This is a genomic window from Corallococcus sp. CA054B, assembly GCF_003611625.1.
In the GTDB taxonomy this organism is placed as follows: Bacteria; Myxococcota; Myxococcia; order Myxococcales; family Myxococcaceae; genus Corallococcus; species Corallococcus coralloides.
Window position 1 is genome coordinate 13,710 of record NZ_RAVY01000045.1, and the last position, 20,108, is coordinate 33,817.

Sequence of the window (20,108 nt, forward strand, 5' to 3'; positions counted from 1 at the left end):
CCACCGCCCGAACCGGTCTGACTGTCGGACAAGCCAGGCCCACCGCTCGGGCCTGTCCGACTGTCCGACAGGTTTTGGCCACAGCTGCGGGTCCCCTGAGCGGACAGGCTCCCACTGCCGCGTCTTATTGGACCGGACTCATCGCAGGCAGCGGCCGGACACCGGGCACCACTCGAACCTGTCCGACAGTCCGACAAGCCTGCACCACCGTGCAAACCGGTCCGACAGTCCGGCAAGCCGGAACCCCCGTGCAAACCGGTTCGACTGTCCGACAGGCTGGATCCACCGCGCGAACCTGTCCGACTGTCCGACAGGTTGGAGCCACCGTGCGAGCGAGTCCGACTGTCCGACAGGTTTGAGCCACCGTGTGAACGGGGCCGACTGTCCGACAGGTTGGAGCCACCGTGTGAACGGGGCCGACTGTCCGACAGGTTGGAGCCACCATGTGAACGGGTCCGACTGTCGGACAGGTTTGGACTGCCGCAGCGGTTCCCCTGGGCTGATGGGCTCCCGCGGATGATTCGCATGGGACGGGTCGCGTCCCCCACCAGGGCTGGGGACCCGTCGTGCCATCCGCGCCACAGAAACCTGTCCGACTGTCGGACAGGTTTTGCTCGTGCCGCTCCGGCGGAGGCCCACTCCCTTCCGCCTCGGAGGTGTTCCTGGCTCATCGCGCGAAGGCCTTGCTGAAGGCTTCCTTGATGTCACCGCCGTGCAGCAACCCCTGCTCCAGCAGCTCCGGCGTCCATACCTGCGCGCGACTCAGCAAGCCGTCCACGCCGGGCTCGCCACGCGGGCCGCTCAGGCGCGGGTCCACCGCGTGCATGTCGCCCTTCTCCACGATGATGCGCTGGCCCTCGGGCGACAGCAGCACGTCCATCAGCGCCTTCGCCGCCACCGGATTGCGTGTCGACGCGAACAGCCCCACCGGTCCCGGGATGACCACCGCGCCGTCCTCCGGCCAGATGACCTCGATGGGGCTGCCCTTCGCCTTCGCCGCCAGCGCGTTCTCCAGCAGCAGCACGCCCGCGTCCACCTCGCCGCTCTCCACCTTCTGGAGCACCGCCGCGTTGCCACCCGCCACAACCGCGCCCTTTTCGCGCAGCCCCGCGAAGTACGCATCCCCACGCCGCGCGTGCAGGAACACCGCCCACGTGAACGCGGTGCCCGACGTGAGGGGATCCCCGATGGCCACCCTTCCCTTCCAGCTTCCATCCACCAACGCCGCGAATGACTTCGGCGCCTCGCCCGCGCCTACGCGGTGCACCAGCACCATCGTGGACAGCCGCACCGCCGCGTACCTCGCGTCCAGGTCCAGCAGCGTTCGCGGAATGCGCAGCGCGTTCACGGACGCGTAGCGCAGGAACGCGCCCTCCCGCGCCAGCCGCTCGTAGAGGAACGGATCCGACGTCATCAGCACGTCCGCTCGCACCGCGCCCGCGGCCCGCTCCGCCTCCAGCCGGCTGGCCACCTTCTCACTGCCGGCCTGGTACCAGTGCACCTGCACGCCGGGCAGCCGCTCCTTGAGCAAGGGCTCCAGCGCATCCAGCACGTGCCGGTACATCGACGTGTAGACCCACACCTCGCCGGACGGGGTCTCAGCCTGCGCCACGGCGGCGCCTCCCGACGGCGCGGCGGATTCAATGCGGCACGCGGCCAGGAGGATCAGCGCGAGGAGCGTTCCCACGCGCCGCACAAGGAGGGGGATGCGCATGCGGGTGTCGATTATGCGGCACACGCCCGCCCTGCACACCTGGTCCGCAGCGGTGGCTCCTGCACATTCAGCCCTCGCGCCCGTTGTCCCGGGCGTCAGCCGGTCCCAACGTCGGCCTCCCAGACGCCACCTGCCCTCTGGAAGGACGCCCGCGAATGACCCGGAAGGAATTCCTCGCCGCGACGCTGTCGCTGATGGTTGCCCCTCCCGTGCTCGGGGCTTCGCCCAGGAAGGCGAAGAACGCGCCCGCCGTGCCCCGCCGCAAGCTGGGCCGCACCGGCCAGGAGGTGTCGTGCATCGGCCTCGGGGGCTTCCACATCGGCAAGCAGAAGGAGGAGTCGGAGAGCATCGCGCTCATCCGCGGTGCGTTGGACCAGGGCATCAACTTCCTGGACAACTGCTGGGACTACAACGACGGCAAGAGCGAGGAGCGCATGGGCAAGGCGCTGCGCGACGGCTACCGCGCCAAGGCCTTCCTGATGACGAAGATCGACGGCCGCGACAAGAAGACCGCCGCGAAGCAGATCGACGAATCCCTCCAGCGCCTCCAGACGGATCACCTGGACCTGCTCCAGCTCCACGAAGTCATCCGCGACACTGACCCCGACCGCGCCTTCGCCGAAGGAGGCGCCATCGAGGCGATGAAGGACGCGCAGAAGGCCGGCAAGGCGCGCTTCCTGGGCTTCACCGGCCACAAGTCACCGGACATCCACCTGAAGATGCTGGAGACAGCGAAGCAGCACGGCTTCCGCTTCGACACCGTGCAGCTGCCCCTCAACGTGATGGACGCCCACTTCAACAGCTTCGAGAAGCGCGTGCTGCCCGTGCTCGTGAAGGAGGGCATCGGCGTGCTCGCCATGAAGTCCATGGGCGACCCGTTCATCCTCGACAGCAAGACCGTCACCGCGCCCGAGTGCCTCCGCTACAACCTGTCGCTGCCCGTGAGTGTCGTCATCACCGGCATCGACTCGCAGGAGCGACTGCAGCAGGCGCTGACCGCCGCGCGCACCTTCAAGCCCCTGACCGAAAAGGACGTCCAGGCCCTGCTCGCCAGGACGAAGGACGCGGCCCAGGACGGCGCCTACGAGAAGTACAAGACGAGCCACCACTTCGACGGAACCGTCCAGAATCCCCAGTGGCTCGGCTGAGGTGTTTCATGACTTCCTGGCAAGACATGTCAAAACCGGCAAATATGAATGCCCTCCCTACCCCGGAGCATTCATGCACCGCCCCTTTCGCGCAGGCCTTGTCGCCGCAGGACTCCTGACCACCCTCTCCGGCTGTTCTCCCGAGCCGGAAGCCACCGCCCCGGTGGAGGCGGAAGGCTACGGCCAGACGCAGCAGGGCGAGCGCGCGTACGACCCGGGCGCGGGGTGGTCACTGTCATGGCAGGACGACTTCACGGGCACGGCGCTGAACACGGGCGCGTGGAACGTGCTGACGAGCAACTGGGACCCGGTGACCAACAACTGCAACTTCGGCACGGGTGAGCTGGAGTTCCCGCGCGCGCAGAACGTGGCGGTGGCCAACGGCAAGCTGATCATCTCGGCGGAGCGCACGGCGGACAACCCCACGGACTCGCGCTGCCCGGGGCAGTACCGGTCGTTCTATTCCGGCCGCATCCACACCAAGGGCAAGGTGGAGGGGCGCTACGGGAAGATCGTCGCGAGCATCAAGGTTCCGCCGGGCTACGGCATGTGGCCGGCGTTCTGGACGCTGGGCTCGAACATCCAGAGCGCGGGCTGGCCCGCGGCGGGGGAGATCGACATCCTGGAGTGGAAGTCCACGGAGCCCACGTGGATGAAGTCCGCGACGCACTGGCACAACGGCGGCAACGCGGATTGGGGCACGGGCGCGACCCGCGGCGTGGACCTGTCGCAGGACTTCCACACGTATGAAGTGGAGTGGACCGCGAACACCATGGTGTTCCGCCTGGACAAGGACTTCGTGTCCACGTTGACGTTCAACCACAACGAGTCGGAGTTCCAGCAGAACCACTACCTCATCCTGAACCTGGCGCTGGGAGGCGTCTGGTACGGGAACCCGGCGCCGGCCTCCATCGATTTGGCCTGGGGCGCGAAGAAGACGATGGAGGTGGAGTGGGTGCGCTGGTACCAGCCGGGCGGCTCGCAGTCGCTGGGGCTCACCAACGCCGGGTTCGAGCAGGGCATGACGGGCTGGAACACCTGGAGCCCGAACGGCACGGCGGCGGCGGCGTTCTCGGAGACGTACAACGGCGGGCACTCGGGCAGCTTCCACCTGACGCACTGGACGTCCGCGGCGCCGTACGAGGCGTGGACGTACCAGACGAAGTCGGGCTTGGCGTCCGGCAACTACAAGCTGCGCGCATGGTTCCGCAAGGGAGGCACGTTCGACTTCGCGCGATTCCAGGTGAAGAACTGCGGCACCTGCGCGCCGGCCATCACCAACCTGGGCACCTATGGCAACTACACGCTGCTGGAGACGCCCGCCATCAACGTCACCAACGGCTACCTGGAGTTCGGCCTGCACAGCAAGTCGCCGGCCCACAACGGATCCAACTTCATCCACATGGATGACGTGGAGCTGATCAAGCTGTAGGCAACGCCTGTCTTCACGCGCGCGCCGGAGCAGGCACCGGCGCGCGCGGTGACACTCCGACTACGGCACGAGCACGAAGTCGTCCACGTACAGCGTGCCCTGATCCGACCCCGACTCGTCCATCACGTAGAAGTCATCCACCGTGCCGGACGTCGCGCCCAGGGCGCTGAGCGGAATGGAGACCTTCTGCCAGGTCCCCGCCGCGATGGGGTGCCCCAGCGCCGTCTCCAGGCTGATGCTGCCCAGCGGCGTGCCGCCGTTGTAGAGCGCCAGCCGCACCTGCTGCCCGCCCGTCGTGCCTCCGTGCACCCAGAGGTCGATGGACTGGTACTGCGACAGGTCCAGCCCCGTGTGGTGGAACATCAGCGCCTCCCAGTAGTCCGGCTCGAAGCTGACCGCCGTGGAGCCGGAGTGCACCGTGACGGACTGGTCCAGGTCGTGCGTCGCCCAGCTCCAGTCCTGGAAGCCGCTGCCCATCGCGTCGTCGTAGACGACCGTGCCCACGGACGGCAGCGCCTCCGTGAGGCCGTCCGTCAGCGCGAGCCCCTCCTCCACCGTCACCGTGCGGATGCCCGTGGACTGCACGTAGTTGAGGATGTTCGTGAAGTTCGTCGTCCGGTACTGCGTCTCGCGCGTGGGCGTGCCGCTGGTGAACTCGTGGAAGAGGATGATGAGCCAGCTCTTCTCCGCGATGGCCTGGTTGATCCACCCCTTCACCTGCGCCACCGTCACCGCGCTCGACACGTCGTTGGCGCGCAGCTCGTAGATGACCGTGTCCTTGTAGTTGCGGCCCGCGTTGATGGTGCGGTGGCTGGCGTACTCCGCCTTCAGCGCCGTCATCACCGTCGCGTTGTACGCGCCGTAGGGTGACGCGAAGTTCTTGCCGCACGTCGCCCCCACGTTCGTCTCCAGCCACGCGCGCGAGTCATGCAGCTCCGACGTCAGCTGCACGGGCGTCAGCGTGGGCAGGTCCGCGTGCGTGCGCGTGTGGCTGGCGATTTCATTGCCCTCCGCCTTGAGCGTCTGCACCTGCGCGAGGCTCATGTAGCCGCCCCACCCCTGCGCCACCGCGTCGGTGACCAGGTAGTACGTCGCGGGGATGTTCCGCGACTTCAGCGCCGGCCGTGCCAGCGTGTACTGCGTACTCCAGCCGTCATCCAACGTGATGGAGATCATCCCTTCCGCGAACGGCGACGCGGCAAGGGCCGGGGAAGTGCAAAGCAGTGCCGCGGCGCAGAGCGCGCGGGACGTCCAATTCATCCAGGTCATGTCCGGGTATCCCCTCTGTGAGGAGTTCCCAGGATAAGCGAAACCCAGACATCGCTTCCCGGACACCCGTCCGTGACGTGCGTGCTAGAAGTCGGCCCGCCCATGAGTCTCTTCCGCCTCCCCTCCCTGCTGTGCGTGGTGCTCGCGCTCGCGGCGGGCTGCCAGCGTCCCGCGTCCCCCGCTCCGGAAGCCCAGGCGCGGCGGATCGTCTCGCTGTCGCCCTCCGTCACGGAGACGCTGTTCGCCCTGGGCGCGGGCGCGGAGATCGTGGGTGTGTCCGACTACACCGCCCTGCCCCAGGGCACGCCCGCCCTGCCCAGGGTGGGCACCACGTTCGCGCCGAACTTCGAGGCCATCGCGAAGCTCAAGCCCACGCTGCTCGTGGATCAACAGGTGAAGCAGGCCCCCGCGGAGTCGCTCTCCGCGCTCGCGCCGTTGAAGGTGCTGCCCTGGACTTCGCTCGCGGAAGTCGTGGAGAGCGTGAAGGAGCTGGGCCGGCTGAGCGGCCGCGAGCCGCAGGCCACCGCGCTCGCGGAGAAGCTGAACCAGACGCTGTCGCGCCCCGCGCCGAAGGATGCTCCCCGCGTGCTGCTGGTCCTGGGCGACACGGCGGGCACGCTGTCGGAGGTCTGGTACATGAAGCGCGCGTCGCTGCACGGCGCGGCGCTGGAGGCGGCGGGGGCTCGCAACGCCGTCGCGGAGGACGTCACGGGGCCTCCCAACCTGTCGCTGGAGGGCGTCATCGCGCTGGATCCGGACGCGGTGCTGGTGCTGATCAGCGTGCCGTCCCTGGATGCCGCGAAGCAGGCGAAGCTGCTGGCCCCGTGGAAGCAGCTCACCGGCCTGCGCGCGGCGCGGGAGGACCGGGTGCGGCTGGTCATCGGGCCCGACGTGCAGTCCACCGGGCCCGCCATCCTCGACGTCGTCGAGCGGCTCCGCGCCGCCCTGGGCACCCTGCCCTCCGCGCGATGACTGCCGGGCTGACGCTGGACGCGGTGACGGTGCGCGCGCGGGGTCGGACGCTGCTGGACAGCGTGTCCCTGCGCGTGGCCCCCGGAGACTTCGTGGCCATCGTCGGGCCCAACGGCGCGGGCAAGTCCACGCTCCTGCGCGTGGCGCTGGGCCTGCTGCGTCCGGATGCTGGGCATGTGTTCGTGGACGGGCAGGACGTGTCGAAACTTGCCCCCAGGGAGCGCGCGGCGCGGCTCGCGTGGCTGCCCCAGCGGCTGGAGACGGCGGAGCCCATCACCGCGCTGGAGCAGGTCATCTCCGCCCGCTACCGCTTCCCTGAATCCCGCCGGGCCTCCGAGACGGCCGCGCACCTGGCGCTGGCGGAAGCAGGCGCCCAGTCCTTCGCCCTGCGCCCCATCACGGAGCTGTCCGGCGGCGAGCGGCAGCGCGTGGCGGTCGCGGGGCTGCTCGCGCAGGAGACTCCGCTGGTGCTGCTGGACGAGCCCGCCAACTTCCTGGACCCCGCGCAGCAGCTGGAGCTGTACGCGCGCATGGGCCACCTCTGGCGCGCGGGACGCGGCATCCTCTGCGTCACCCACGACGTCAACGTGCTCTCGCACACCCACGCGCCGGGCACGCGCGCTCCCCGCGTCGTGGGCCTGTCCCAGGGCCGCGTGGCCTTCGAGAGGAACCTGGACGCCCCCGACCTGGGCGAACAGCTGGGCGAGCTGTTCGGCGTGCGCATGCATGGGACGTTCGTGGAGGGCCACCGCGTCTTCGTGGGCCTGCCCCGGAGCGGAGGTGCTCCGTGAAGGTGAAGGCCTGGATCCTCGTGGCGGTCTGCGTGGCCGCGTGCGCGGTGGCGCCGTTCATCGGGCCAGGGCTCTCCCCGGACTCGGCGGACTTCGTCTTCTGGCAGCTGCGCGTGCCCCGCACGCTGATGGCCATGCTGGTGGGCGGCACGCTGTCGCTGGTGGGCGCGGTGTACCAGTCCCTCTTCGCGAACCCGCTCGCCGCGCCCAGCACCGTGGGAACCACCGCGGGGGCGACCCTGGGCGCGCTGGTGGCCATCATCCTGGGGGCGCGGCTGGCATCGGGCTGGCTGCCGCTCATCACCGCCGCGGCCTTCATGGGGGCGCTTGGCGTCAGCCTGGTGGTGGCCGCCATCGCCGCGGGCCGCCGCGTGCGGATGAACGACGTGGTGCTCGCCGGCATCGCCTGCTCCATGGCGGCGAGCGCCATCGCCACCGGCCTGCAGTTCACCGCGGACTCCGCCGAGCTGATGGCCGCCATGCGCTGGTCGCTCGGCCACCTGCCGCAGGTGGGCTACTCGGGCGTGCGGCTGCTCACCCCGTTCGCGGCCGTCACCGTCGTGGGGCTGCTCGCCCTCACCCGCGCGCTGGAGGTCTTCATCGCCGGCGAGGAGCACGCCGAGTCCCAGGGCGTCCCCGTCCGCCGCGTGCGCACGGTGGCCATCGGCCTGGGGGCGCTGGGCGTCGCCGCCTGCGTCGCGTGGTGCGGCCCCATCGCCTTCGTGGAGCTCATCGTCCCGCACCTGGTGCGCCGGACGCTCGGTGTGAGTCGCCGGGTGCTGCTGCCCGGGTCCGTGGTGGTGGGGGCCGCGTTCCTCGCGTTGTGCGATGCGTCGGCGCGGGTGATCCTCCCCGGGCGTGAATTACCCGTGGGAGTGGTGACGGCCGCCCTGGGCGCGCCCCTGCTCGTCTCCCTGCTCGCGCGCGCACGCTCCTGAAGCGCCCTGCCGGCCCGGGCCTTCAGGACAAGGGGTACACGAGGCGAGTTCGGGTATATTCCGCGCCGCGTGGGGCGCCCGGCTGGGACGTGCCCCCTGGAACTTCACGAAAGGCTTTGGGCATGAAGCGGCTGGGTAGCGTGGGTTTGATGCTGGGTGTGCTGACCCTGGGCGGTTCCTTCGGTTGCGCCGATGAGAAGGAAGAGAAGGCCAAGGAGCACCGGGTCAAGGGCACCAACTTCCTCGCCGACAAGAACTACGCGGAGGCGGTGAAGGAGTACGAGGAGTCGCTGAAGATCGACCCGAACCAGGAGAAGGTCTGGGAGAAGAAGGCCTTCGCGCACATGCAGGCGGGCCAGACGGAAGAGGCCGCGCAGGCCGCGCTGAAGCTGCTGGACTACGCGAAGACGCCCGCTGAGAAGGCCGACGTCTACCGCAATGTCGCGGCGATGTACGCGAAGAGCGGCCCGCTGGACAAGGCGAAGCAGTATTTCGAGGAGTGCCTGAAGATCAACCCGAAGGACACCGACGCGCTCGGCTGGATCGCGGAGGTGCACTCGCAGCGCGGTGGCGCCCGCTCCATGTCCGCGCCCGCGGTCCCCGCGGAGCTGGAGCTCGCGCTGAAGACGTATGATCAGGTCATCGCCATCAACCCGGACCTGCCCAACCCGTACCTGAACAAGCGCGTCGTGATGTTCAAGTACATCGAGCACGAGAAGGCGCTGCAGCAGGCCGCGGAGCAGGAGGCCATCGAGGCCGCCACGCCGCCCAAGCCGGAGAAGGGCAAGAAGGCCGTGGTGGATCCGCAGGCCGCGGAGCGCGTCGCCGCCGCCAAGGCCAGCGCCGCCGCTCACGCCAAGCGCGTCGAGGAGCTGACGGCCCAGGCCAACGAGGCGACCAAGCAGTTCGGCGAGGCGACCAAGCGAGCCAAGGCCGCGCAGGCCTCCGGCGCCACCAAGTAGTCCGGGTGGAGGGGACGGGGCCTAACGCCGGCCTCGTCCTCCCCCGAAGAGGGCCAACAGCACGCCGCCCACCAGCGCCGCGCCGCCGCCCGCGACGTAGAGCGTGGTCTGCTCGGTGTTGCGGCCGGTGATGAGCTCCGTGGCGCGCTCCGTGAGCGAGTCCCGCGCCTTGAGCCCGGTGAACAGCAGCACTCCGCCCGCCACCGCGAGCATCAACCCCACGATTCGCACAGCACCCACACGGCCTCCTTGAGTGGAACGGCGGCGCGGCCGGAAGGTCCGGCCCCGCGTTCAGCGCTTGCGCTTGCCCGGGGCGCCGCGCCCCGGCTTCTTGCCCGCGCCCTTCGAGCCGCCGGCCTTCTTCGGCGCGGACTTCTTCGAGGGCTTCGCCTTCGCGCTCGCGCCAGAGGCCGCCTTGCGGACCTTCTTGGGCGCGCCCGCGCGGCCCGGAGCCGCCCCCGTGGGGAGCTGACCCCGCTGAGCGGCCAGCGCGCGGATCCGGTCGAAGCCCGGGTGCGGTGAAGCGGCCGGAGCGGAGTCGTCGGAGTCGAAGGCGGGCGGCGTGAAGGCCTCGCGAGAGGGCTTCGCGCGGGAAGGAGCCGCGTCGCCGGAGCGCTCCGCGTCCCAGGCCTCACGGGAGCGCTTCGCGTCGCGCACGGCCTCGTCACCGGGGCGGTCCGCGCCGGGCTCGCTGCCCTCATCGGTCGCGGGGAGCGAGGGACGGATGACCTTGCGCTTGCCCTTGGCCGGGGTGGCGGGCGCCGCCTTGGGCGCGGGGGCCTCTTCCGTGCGGGAACGCAGAAAGCGGGAGCCAGCCCGAGCGGGCGCGGCCTCTTCCCGGCGCCCTTCCCGGCTGAACCGTCCTCGCGGACGCGGCGCTGCCGGCGCTTCTCCCAGGACCTCGTCGCCGTACCCGGAGACCGTCGCGGCCTCCACCGTGGCGGCGTCCTCGGCCGTGGGCGGCTCCCACGCCTTCTTCACGCCGAACGGCGTCTCCTCCACCTCCGCGAGCGACCGCCACTGCTCCGCGTCCGCGGCCTCGTCCCCCGCGGGCTTGCGCCACGGCGTGCGGCCCGTCTTCGCGGCCTCGCGCTCGCTGCGTCCGGGCCTGCCACCCTTGTGACGGCCCGGCGCCTCGTTCACGTACTCGCGGCGGCGCGGTGGCGGACGTGCGCCGCCGGTCCGCTGAAGCGGGGCCTCGTCCTCGAACTGGAGCGCCTCGAAGTCGATCTTCCGCGCCGTCGTGTTCGCGGACAGCAGCCGCACGCGCAGCTTCTGCCCCACGCGCACGCGCCGGCCATTCGGATACACGAGCGAGTGCGTGCGCTTGTCCAGCTTGGAGCCCGGCCCCAGCGACTCGCCCTTCACCAGGCCCTCGACGTGGACCTCATCCAGCTCCACGAAGAAGCCGAACTCGGCGATGCCCGCCACGGTCGCGTCGAACTCCTCGCCCACGCGGTCCTTCATCATCAGGGCCGCGTAGAACGCCACCACCTCGCGCTCCACCGTCATGGCCGCGCGCTCGCGCTCCGAGCACTGCTGCGCCATGCCCTCCAGCCGCTCCTCCTCGCGGTCCAGCTGCGCGTCCGAGGGCTTCTTGCCCTTGCGCGCCCACACCGCCTTCAGGACGCGGTGCACCAGCAGGTCGGGATAGCGCCGGATGGGCGACGTGAAGTGCAGGTAGTTCTCCGCCGCCAGGCCGTAGTGGCCCACGCGCGTCGCCGTGTACACGGCCTGCATCATGGAGCGCAGCAGCAGCTGGTTCAGCGCCCGCTGCTCCGGGTGTCCCTCCAGCTGCGTGATGAACGCGTCCAGCTCCTTGGACGAAACGCCGTCCTCCACGTCGAGCTGGAAGCCGTACGCCTCCGCGAGCACCGCGAACGCCGCCAGCTTCTGCGGATCCGGCTCGCCGTGGAACCGGTACACCGTGGGCAGGCCCTCGTCCTGGAAGTACGTGGCCACCGCCTCGTTGGCGGCCAGCATGCACTCCTCGATGAGCCGGTGGCTGTCCTTGCGCTCGCGCTTCTCCATGCGCTGCGGCACGCCGTCCTCGCCCAGCACCACCTTGTGCTCCGGCACGTCGAAGTCGATGGCGCCTCGCGCCTTGCGCATGCCCATCAGCGCGCGCGCCAGCGCCATCAGCTGCTCGAACTGGGGCTTGAGGAAGTTGCGGTGCGGCACGTCCTTGCCGTCCAGGACGTCCTGCACCTCGTTGTACGTGCAGCGCGCCACGCTGCGCATCACCGCCGGGTACAGCTCGTGCGTGCGCCGCTGGCCGTGGCGGTCGAACGTCATGTCCGCCACCATGCACAGCCGGTCCTCGTCCGGGCGCAGCGAACAGATGCCGTTGGACAGCCGCTCCGGCAGCATGGGCAGCACGCGGTCCGGCAGGTACACCGACGTCGCGCGGTTGAGCGCCTCCGCGTCCAGCGCGCTGCGCTCCTTCACGTAGTGCGACACGTCCGCGATGGCCACCACCAGCCGCCAACCTCCGGCCTGGGGCTCCGCGTACACGGCGTCGTCGAAGTCGCGCGCGTCCTCACCGTCGATGGTGATGAGCGGCATCTTGCGCAGGTCGCGGCGGTTGCCCTCCGTGGCTTCCGCCTCCGTGACCTTCACCGCGAACGCGTCCGCCTCGTCCATCACCTCCGGCGGGAACTCGTCGTTGAAGCCATGCGCGAACGCGGACCCCAGCACCTCCGCGCTCGGGTCGCCCGGCCGGCCCAGGGAGCCGGCCACTTCACCGAACAGCCCCTGCCCGGGCTCCAGCAGGTCCGCGCCCACGCCCAGCCGGACCTTCACCAGGTCGCCGTCGCGCGCCATCTGCGTCGGCGGCACGCGAATGGGCCCCGGCAGGCTCGTGTCCGTGGTCATCACCAGCGAGTGCCGGCCCTGCGCCACGTACGTGCCCACCGCCAGCTCACGCCGCCGGTTGATGACCCGCACCAGCCGGCCCTCGAAGCGGCCCGGCCGCCCCGCCACCTCCGCGAGGACGCGGTCGTTGTCGAGCGCCCGCTGCGCCTCGCCGGGCGGCAGGAAGATGTTCTCCCCCTCGCCCGACACCGGGTGCACGAAGCCGAAGCCGTCCCGGTGCATGTGGAGGATGCCCTCCACCGCGGGCTGCCCGGACTCTTCGAAACGGTCGTCCCGGGAGCCGCGCTGCAGCGAGCGCCGGAAGTCGCCGCCGCCACGGAAGCCTGGACGCTCCTCGCGGAAGCCGCCCCGGCGCTCCTCCCGCCCACTGCCCGGCGCGGGGCCCCGCTTCTTGAAGGGCGGCGCGGCCGCGTCCCGGCGGGATTCGAAGCCGGACTCGGGCGCCCGGGGCACGCGGGGGCCTTCCAGGCGGAAGCGCTTGCCGTCCTTGACGATGGCGCCCGCGCGCACCAGCTCACGCAGGGCGCGCTTGAGGTCGGTCTGCTGGCCGGGATTCAGCCCCGCGACGCGAAGGAGCTCCTTCACGCCCAGGGGGTGGTCGGCTTCGGCGAGCAGCTGTCGGATGTGGTCTTGGGAGAGGCTCACGGTGGGGATGCGGCAAGGCCGCTGAGGGAACGGGTAAGCCCGAAGGGTGCGGGCGGGAACCCCCCGGCCCCCATTCGCCCTCCCTGGCAGACCTTGCGGTCCAGGGAGGGCCCGTGCGCCCAAGCCGTCAGGGCTTGACGGTGACGTTGATCTTGAAGGAGCGCTCCACCACGCCCGGCGTGAACGCCTTGGCGAGGAAGAACTCCACTTCGAAGTTGCCGGGGTTGCGCGGCGTGAAGAAGAACTCGCGGGTGGCAGGGCTGCCGTTGGGGCCCGGCTCGAAGTTGGCTTCGCGCAGACCCACGCGCTTGGCCAGCGTCGGCTCGATGGCCCAGGTGGCGCCGGGCTGCTCCGGCAGGCGCACCGTGAGGCCGTGGTTGAGCTTCACGTCCACGGACGTGGGCACCTCGCCCTCGATGTGCACCAGCTCCATCTCGTCGCGCGACACCGAGCGCGCCTCGGAGGGACGCGGCTCCACCATCTCCGCGGTGATGCGGCCACCCCAGCCGGACGTCTTGTCCACCACGCCCGTCACCTGGAGCGTCTGCCCCACGTGCTTGCGCAGGCTCTTCACCGCCGCCTTGCCCTCGATGGCGAAGGACACCTGCTGGCGCGTGCCGCCGTTGGACACGACGAGCACGAAGTCCTCGCCCATCATCTCCAGGTTGCCCCGGATGCTGGCGAAGCCCTTGATGCCGGCGCCCATGCCCGCGGCGACGGCCATGGAGACCTCGCCGGGCGACAGGTAGCGCAGCTTCGGCTCTGAATCCGAGGCAGGCGGCGCGACCTCTTCCACTTCCGGCTTCTTGGCGGAGTACTTGCGCACCTCCACCACGCCGCTGTGGTTGGTCGTCTTCTTGATGAGGCCGCTCACGGAGACCTTGTGGTCCACGTAGGCCGGCAGCACTTCCTGATCCGGTCCCTGCAACAGGAACGTCAGCTCGCGCTTGTCGCGGCCCACGACGACCAGGTGGGGCATCTCGCCGCTGAGGACGAGCCGGCCCTTGAGGCTGCCCTCGCCCATCACGCCGCGGCCCTCGCCGGCGGTGAGCAGCTGCTCCATCTCACGCTTCGTGAGCGGCTCGCCCACGGGCGGGAGCTTCGTCGCGCGCGGGCGCGGCTTCTCCACGGGAGGACCGGCGGGGACGGCCAACGGGGTCTTGCCCCCCGCCTTCCCGGCACCCTTCTTCCCGGCGGGGGCAGCAGGCGCGGCCTTCGCGGCGGGCGCGGCCTTGCCGGCCTTCGCGGGAGGCGTCGTGGGAGCAGGGGGAGCGGCCTTGGCCGCCGCCTTCTTGGCGGCCGCGGGGGCCTTCTCCACCTTCTCCGCCACCGCCTTCTTCGCCGCCGCGACCTTTCCCTTCGCCCCTTCAGCCACCGCCTTGACGACCTTCGTCGCGGCCGTCGCCACCTTCTTCGAGGCGTTCCTGATCAGATCCAGGCGGGCCGCGTTGTCCTTCTTCGCGGCAGGCTTCGCACCGGCTTTTGCAGCGGGAGTCGGCTTCTTCGCCCCGGACTTGGGCTTGGCCATCGACGCTGTCTCCTTGGAAATTTCCCGTGTGCTATCAACGGGTTGGCGGGACGCCCCTGCTGTTGGACGCGAGCCTCGCGATCACGGTTGCTTGTAACGATGATCAGCTGGGCTGTCAAACTAACACTTGATTTTCCCACGGACTTTGGGTGGGAAAACAGCATGAGTGACGCCCCCGCATTGCTGCCGGTGGAGGAGGCCCGAGCGCGGATCCTCGGGCTGTGCACGCCGCTGGCCACCGAGTGGGTGCCCGGGGATGACGCCCTGGGCCGCGCGCTGGCCGAGGACGTCCCCGCCCGCCGCACCCTGCCCCCCTGGGACAACTCCGCCATGGACGGCTACGCGGTCCAGGCCCGGGACCTGGCGGGCCCCCTGCCCGCGCGCCTCACGGTGGGCGAGACGGTGTTCGCCGGCAGACGCCCCACCCGGGACGTCGTCCCCGGCACCTGCGCGCGGATCATGACCGGGGCGCCCCTGCCCCCGGGCGCGGACGCGGTGGTGATGCGCGAGCGCACCCGCCCCGTCCCCGGCGAACCGGACGCCGTGGAGGTTCTGGAGGCCGTGGGGCCGGGGAACTTCATCCGCCCCCGGGGCGAGGACGCGAAGGAAGGCGACGTCCTGCTGCGGCGCGGCACGCCCCTGGGCATCCCGGAGCTGGGGCTCCTGTGGGCGCAGGGCCAGGGCACGGTGCCGGTGCCCCGCCGGCCGCGCGTGGCGGTGCTGTCCACCGGGGACGAGCTGTGCCGCGTGGACGAGCCCCCCGGCGACGGCATCGTGGACATCAACGCCCCCGCCCTGGCCCTGGCGGTGCGGCGCGCGGGCGGCGTGCCCACGCTCCTGGGCATCGCCCGGGACACGCGTGAGGCCGTCCAGGAGGCCCTGGCGCGCACGGAAGGCTTCGACGTGGTGCTCACCAGCGCGGGCGTCTCCGTGGGCGACCACGACTTCGTGAAGGACGCCCTGGAGGCCCTGGGCGTGGAGCAGCGCTTCTGGCGCGTGGCCATCAAGCCCGGCAAGCCGCTGGTGGTGGGCCAGCGGGGCTCCACCCTCTTCATGGGCCTGCCCGGCAATCCCACATCGTCCCTGGTGACCTTCGAGCTCTTCGTGCGCCCCGCCCTGCGCCGGCTCCTGGGGCACGCGGACGTGGAGCCGCCCCGCGTCGCCGGCCGCCTGGAAGGCAAGCTCTCCAAGGCCCCGGGGCTTGCCCACTTTGTGCGCGTCACGGCCACCTGGCGGGCGGGCGAGCTGTGGGCGAAACCCCTGGGGACTCAGACGTCAGGGGCCCTGCGTTCAGCTGCGGCAGCCACACATCTGCTTCACTTCCCCCGAGAAATCAGCAGTTTGACTGATGGCTCCCATGTGGAGCTGCTCCCCCTCTCGTGGGTCGCTTGAGCAACGCAGTCCACGTCCGCCGCATCCAAACAGGCGGGTTTCACCACACCCATCGGGGTGTCACCTTGACTTGCATCCAGGGGGGCGAGAAGTAACGGCCCCTCTCTGGGAGACGACCTACCATGTCCGACACGCGCTCACCCCAGGTCCTGCCGACCCGAAAGCCGACCCAGCACCTGGAGCGGTACTCGGAGGCGGACGTGCCCACGGCCCGCGGGGTGCTGAAGACCATCGTCTTCCGCGACAAGCGGAACGGGAAGGAGCACGTGGCGCTGGTGGTGGGCGACCCGAAGGGGCTGGAGGGGGTGCCGGTGCGCATCCACTCCGAGTGCCTCACGAGCGAAGTCTTCGGCAGCCTCAAGTGCGACTGCCGCGAGCAGCTGGACCGGGCGCTCGACTTCGTGTCCCAGAACGGGCTGGGCGTGGTGCTCTACCTGCGCCAGGAGGGCCGGGGCATCGGCCTGGGCAACAAGATCAAGGCCTACGCCCTGCAGTCCAAGGGGCTGGACACCTACGAGGCCAACCGCCAGCTGGGGTTCGCGGATGACTTGCGCTCCTACGACATCGCTGCGGAAATGCTGCGGTCGCTGGACGTGCGGTCGGTGGACCTGATCACCAACAACCCGCTGAAGATCGCCGGGCTGGTGGAGGAAGGCGTGGCGGTTCGGCGCCGAATCCCTTCCCGGACCGAGCACAATCCGCATAACGTCGACTATTTGAAGACGAAGCGCGAGCGTACGGGGCACCTGATTGAGCTCTTCGCGGAGGACGACGACACCGAAGCCAAGGCCGGCTGAGCGCCCGGCCCGGCGGAGCACCGCGCGCTTCGAGGTGCGCTTCTGGGGGGTGCGCGGTTCCATCCCCGCTCCAGGCCCGGCGACGAAGCGCTACGGCGGCAACACGCCGTGCGTGGAGGTCCGCTGCGGCGACGAGCTGCTCATCTTCGACCTGGGCTCGGGAGCGCGAGGCCTGGGGGACGCGCTGGTGGCGACGCGCAAGCCCGTCAAGGCGTCCATCTTCATCTCGCACTACCACTACGACCACCTGCAGGGCCTGCCGTTCTTCTCGCCGATGTTCTCTCCGGCGAACGACGTGACGCTGTACGGGTCGCCTCGGGACGGCAAGTCGCTCAAGCAGATATTGGCCGGGCAGATGGTGCACCCCTACTTCCCGGTGACGGCGGAGGACGTGTTCCGCACGCGCCTGGCGTACCGGGACGTGGTGGTGGGCGAGGACATCCCGGTGGGCAAGGCCGTCGTGCGCACGCTGGAGCTGAACCACCCGGGCGGCAACGTGGGCTACCGGGTGGACTTCGGCGGGCGCTCGCTGGTGTACGCGACGGACGTGGAGCACGGCACCGACCTGGACGCGAAGCTGTTCGACTTCGCGCGGGGCGCGGACGCGCTCATCTACGACTCCATGTACACGGAGGACGAGTACCGCGGCCGCACGGGCCCTGCCCGCACGGGCTGGGGCCACTCCACCTGGGAGGCAGCGGTGCGCGCGGCGGACGCCAGCGAGGTGAAGCAGCTGGTGCTCTTCCACCACGATCCGGGCCGCGACGACGCGGGCATGGACAAGCTGCTGCGCGAGGTGCGCAAGCACCGCAAGGCCACCATCGCCGCCAAGGAGGCGATGGTCATCCAGCTGTAGTGGCTGTCACGGCCTGGGCGCTTTGAGCGCCCGGGTCACCGTCTCGCGCAGGCCCCGGAAGGGCAGCCGCGCGAGCGCGGTGGGCACGTCCACCCACTCGAAGGCGTCGTGCTCCGGGCCCAGGCGCACCTGGGTGTCCGGCGCTGCGTGCACCGCGAAGCCGTGCTCCTCCACCAGCCTCGGAGGCAGCGCGTCCCCCAGCGCGAACGCGTGGCGGTAGGCCAGGTCCACCACGGGGAGCTGGAGGCCCGTCTCTTCGGCCACCTCGCGGCGGGCGGCCTCCACGGGGGATTCGCCCGGCTCCAGGCGCCCCGTCACCGTCTGCCAGAAGCCCCCGCGCTCCGGCGTCCGGCGCAGCAGCAGCACGCGCGCTTCGGGCCCTCGGCCGTGCATCACGGCGACGCTCACCGTGCGCAGGTCCACCGCGCCGTCCACGCGCTGGGCGTCGAACACCTGCGTGAACTCGCGCGCGAGCACCTCCTCCACGTCCGGGACGGACACGGGGTGGCCCAGCTCGCGCTGCATGGACGTGACGCCCGCTTCGCGGATGCCGCACGGGACGATGAGCTGGAAGTGCTCCAGGTTCGTGTTCACGTTGAGCGCGAAGCCGTGCGTGGTGAGCCAGCGCGACAGGTGCACGCCAATGGCGCCAATCTTCCGCGCGTCCGGCGAACCTTCCTGCCCCAGCCACACGCCCGGCCACTTGGGGATGGCGCCGGCGGTGAGGCCGAAGGCCGCGAGCGTCTGGATGAGGCCGCGCTCCACGTCGCGCACGTAGCGGCGCACGTCGCGGCGCTCGGGCGGCAGCAGGAGGATGGGGTAGCCCACCACCTGTCCGGGGCCGTGGTAGGTGACGTCGCCGCCGCGGTTGGTGTCGAACACCTCCACGCCCTCTTCCGAGAGGCGCGCGTCCGTGGCGGTGATGTTCTCGCGCTTCGCGGCGCGGCCCAGCGTGAGGACGGGCGGGTGCTCCAAGAGCAGCAGCGCGTCTCCAATGCGCTCCTGAAGGCGGGCCTCGCCGAACAGGTGCATCAGCTTCAGTCCGTCCTCGTACTCCACCCGGCCCAGGCGGAAGACGGTGAGCGTGTTCATGGTGATCCCTTTCGCCCCCCTCGTGGGTTGTGGGATGGCGCGGCGGGCGTCTGGGCTGCTTCCAGGCTCCAGCTGCCCGCGTAGACGCGTGACAGCAGCGCCTGGAGCTCATGCCCCGCGCGTGGAGAGCGGACCGCTTCGGCGGCGAACGCCCCCAGGACTTCTTCGGACAACGTCACTGCCGGCTGGCGCAGGGACAGGGTGCGGCGGGCCACTTCGACCAGCTCCGGCACCGTGGGACGGCGCACCGGGAGCAGCACCTGCACTCGCTCCAGGAGCGACACCGGCACGGTGCCCTGCACGGCTTCGATCATGCCCGCGGTGGTGGGAACGGGCAGGCTGCCACCCTCCCCTCGCACCCACAGGCCCAGCGACGACACGGCGCCGCGCGCGCTCATCACCACCGCGCGCGCCGGGCGGTTCGCGAGGAACGCGGTCAGCGTGGACTGGGCCCGGGGCTCCAGGCGGTCCACGTCCTCCACGAGGAGCGGCTCCGTGCCCGGCGTGGACTCCAGCGCGTCGACAGACGTAATCACGCCCTGGCCGCGCCGCTGGAGCGACTGGAAGAAGAGGCTCTTGCCGCAGCCCTCCGGCCCCACGAGCAGCAGGCACCGAGCGCCCGCCTGGAGCGTGCGCTCCAGCAGGGTCTTCACCTCGTCGTGGCCCACCATCTCCACGACTCCGGCGCGCGGCTCCTCCACCACGGGCACGGGCTTGCGCACGGAGGACAGAGCGACGACGTCGCCCAGCAGGCCCTGGGATTCGCCCAGGCAGCCCTTGCAGATGAACGCGCCCGCCGGGCCCGCCACCAGGTCGCCCACCTCGCCCCGGGGCCGGCAGCAGAACGAGCACCATGCGTCCAGGGCCGGGTCCGCGCGGGTGGGCCCCCGCTCGATGATGCGCTTCTCGCGCCGGCGGCCTCGCGCGGGTTCGGCGTGCACGGGCGAGGTGTCCTCGTCCGGCGGCCGCAAGAGTCCTCCTGGGACGACGGTGTCCTCGACACCCGAGGCGCGCAGCAGACCGGTCGCGGGGTCGAGTTCGTCCTCTTCCGGAGGCAGGAGCATTCCGCCCGGGACGACGACGTCGTCGTCATCCGGCGCCCCCCGCGAGTCATCTTCCGAGGCGAACGCGGGCGACTGACGCTCACCGCCGGAAGCGGGCGTCTCCTCCGCACTCGGACCTCCGGCATCAATACCGGCGGTTCCCTCGGAAACGGTGGCCTTGCTCGGGACCTGGCTCGCGGAGGCGGTCCCGTCAGGCGGGGTGATGGCCTCGGCTGGGGACGGCGCACCGATGGCGGCGATCCTTCCGGCGAGCTTGGGCAGGCCGGGCTCGGTGGGCAGCGCCGCGCCACCGGTCACGGTGGGGTCCTCCAGCGTGTGCACCACGGCGTCCACCTTGTCGTTGAACGCGTTGGAGACGGCGTCGCCCCAGCTCACCGTGCGGTAGGCCGCCGCGTCCTTGTTGCCCGTCATCGCCGCGGTGAAGGCCGGGCTGACGTCCGGGTCGCGGGCCTTCAACTGGCGCGCCTGCCGCAACAGCTGCGAGGCGCGCGAGGTGTGCCCGGACTTCTGGTACAGCGCGGCGGCCTGCTCCAGGCACTCCGCTGCTCGCGCGCGGTCTCCCTGGAGCTCGGCGGTCTGCGCGGCGCGGATCAACTCACGGGGATTGTCGGCCATCGCGGATGCCCGCCTTCAA

16 protein-coding genes are annotated in these 20,108 nt (G+C 70.8%); 9 read left to right on the top strand and 7 right to left on the bottom strand.

Features of this window, described 5'->3' with window-relative positions:
• Nucleotides 1–667: 667 nt before the first annotated feature.
• The gene (locus D7V80_RS14055; protein WP_120588643.1) at nt 668–1,714 is read right to left on the bottom strand and encodes an ABC transporter substrate-binding protein; all 1,047 of its coding nucleotides are present in this window, start codon (nt 1,712–1,714) and stop codon (nt 668–670) included.
• Nucleotides 1,715–1,869: 155 nt separating this feature from the next.
• On the opposite strand from D7V80_RS14055, the gene D7V80_RS14060 reads away from it, so the two are divergent.
• Together D7V80_RS14060 and D7V80_RS14065 are read left to right on the top strand one after the other, a co-directional pair.
• Nucleotides 1,870–2,862 carry an aldo/keto reductase gene (locus tag D7V80_RS14060; protein WP_120588644.1) on the top strand — a complete coding sequence of 331 codons (993 nt, stop codon included), beginning with the start codon at nt 1,870–1,872 and terminating at the stop codon, nt 2,860–2,862.
• 73 nt (nt 2,863–2,935) lie between these two features.
• Nucleotides 2,936–4,294: a family 16 glycosylhydrolase gene (locus D7V80_RS14065; protein WP_120588645.1), complete on the top strand. Its 1,359-nt coding sequence runs from the start codon at nt 2,936–2,938 to the stop codon at nt 4,292–4,294.
• A 60-nt stretch (nt 4,295–4,354) separates the two neighbouring features.
• Here D7V80_RS14065 and D7V80_RS14070 read toward each other — a convergent pair whose 3' ends face one another.
• Nucleotides 4,355–5,563 carry a polysaccharide deacetylase family protein gene (locus tag D7V80_RS14070; protein ID WP_120588646.1) on the bottom strand — a complete coding sequence of 403 codons (1,209 nt, stop codon included), beginning with the start codon at nt 5,561–5,563 and terminating at the stop codon, nt 4,355–4,357.
• Between the two features lie 102 nt (nt 5,564–5,665).
• Between D7V80_RS14070 and D7V80_RS14075 the strand changes: the two genes are divergently transcribed.
• The 4 genes from D7V80_RS14075 to D7V80_RS14090 all read left to right on the top strand — a co-directional run bounded on the left by D7V80_RS14075 (nt 5,666) and on the right by D7V80_RS14090 (nt 9,226).
• Entirely contained in the window at nt 5,666–6,535 is an 870-nt protein-coding gene (locus D7V80_RS14075) for an ABC transporter substrate-binding protein (RefSeq protein ID WP_233585334.1), read from the top strand.
• The gene (locus D7V80_RS14080; protein WP_120588648.1) at nt 6,532–7,326 is read left to right on the top strand and encodes an ABC transporter ATP-binding protein; all 795 of its coding nucleotides are present in this window, start codon (nt 6,532–6,534) and stop codon (nt 7,324–7,326) included. The genes D7V80_RS14075 and D7V80_RS14080 overlap by 4 nt, the downstream gene beginning before the upstream one ends.
• A complete protein-coding gene (locus D7V80_RS14085; protein WP_120588649.1) occupies nt 7,323–8,264 on the top strand; it encodes an iron ABC transporter permease in 942 nt (313 codons plus the stop codon). Before D7V80_RS14080 ends, D7V80_RS14085 begins: the two co-directional genes overlap by 4 nt.
• Before the next feature lie 122 nt (nt 8,265–8,386).
• Nucleotides 8,387–9,226, top strand: coding sequence for a tetratricopeptide repeat protein (locus D7V80_RS14090; protein WP_120588650.1), 840 nt, complete (start codon nt 8,387–8,389; stop codon nt 9,224–9,226).
• A gap of 21 nt (nt 9,227–9,247) precedes the next feature.
• Here the strand turns inward: D7V80_RS14090 and D7V80_RS14095 are convergent, their stop codons facing one another.
• The 3 genes from D7V80_RS14095 to D7V80_RS14105 form a co-directional block, all read right to left on the bottom strand.
• Nucleotides 9,248–9,466, bottom strand: a complete 219-nt coding sequence (locus tag D7V80_RS14095; RefSeq protein WP_014396547.1) for a DUF3185 family protein — start codon at nt 9,464–9,466, stop codon at nt 9,248–9,250.
• 51 nt (nt 9,467–9,517) lie between these two features.
• The gene (gene rnr, locus D7V80_RS14100; protein ID WP_120588651.1) at nt 9,518–12,745 is read right to left on the bottom strand and encodes a ribonuclease R; all 3,228 of its coding nucleotides are present in this window, start codon (nt 12,743–12,745) and stop codon (nt 9,518–9,520) included.
• Between the two features lie 127 nt (nt 12,746–12,872).
• Nucleotides 12,873–14,273 (bottom strand): protease inhibitor I42 family protein, encoded by a 1,401-nt coding sequence (locus D7V80_RS14105; protein WP_120588652.1) that lies wholly within the window; start codon nt 14,271–14,273, stop codon nt 12,873–12,875.
• A gap of 162 nt (nt 14,274–14,435) precedes the next feature.
• On the opposite strand from D7V80_RS14105, the gene glp reads away from it, so the two are divergent.
• From glp to D7V80_RS14120, 3 genes are all read left to right on the top strand, one after another.
• Entirely contained in the window at nt 14,436–15,665 is a 1,230-nt protein-coding gene (gene glp, locus D7V80_RS14110) for a gephyrin-like molybdotransferase Glp (RefSeq protein WP_120588653.1), read from the top strand.
• A 122-nt stretch (nt 15,666–15,787) separates the two neighbouring features.
• Nucleotides 15,788–16,462 (top strand): GTP cyclohydrolase II, encoded by a 675-nt coding sequence (gene ribA / locus D7V80_RS14115; RefSeq protein ID WP_120588654.1) that lies wholly within the window; start codon nt 15,788–15,790, stop codon nt 16,460–16,462.
• Between the two features lie 34 nt (nt 16,463–16,496).
• Nucleotides 16,497–17,318 (top strand): MBL fold metallo-hydrolase, encoded by an 822-nt coding sequence (locus D7V80_RS14120; RefSeq protein WP_120588655.1) that lies wholly within the window; start codon nt 16,497–16,499, stop codon nt 17,316–17,318.
• A gap of 6 nt (nt 17,319–17,324) precedes the next feature.
• On the opposite strand, the gene lipB is transcribed toward D7V80_RS14120, so the two are convergent.
• Complete coding sequence (lipB, locus tag D7V80_RS14125) at nt 17,325–18,410, bottom strand: lipoyl(octanoyl) transferase LipB (protein ID WP_120588656.1); 1,086 nt, start codon at nt 18,408–18,410, stop codon at nt 17,325–17,327.
• A complete protein-coding gene (locus D7V80_RS14130) occupies nt 18,407–20,089 on the bottom strand; it encodes a ClpX C4-type zinc finger protein (RefSeq protein ID WP_120588657.1) in 1,683 nt (560 codons plus the stop codon). The genes lipB and D7V80_RS14130 overlap by 4 nt, the downstream gene beginning before the upstream one ends.
• Nucleotides 20,090–20,108 lie beyond the last annotated feature (19 nt).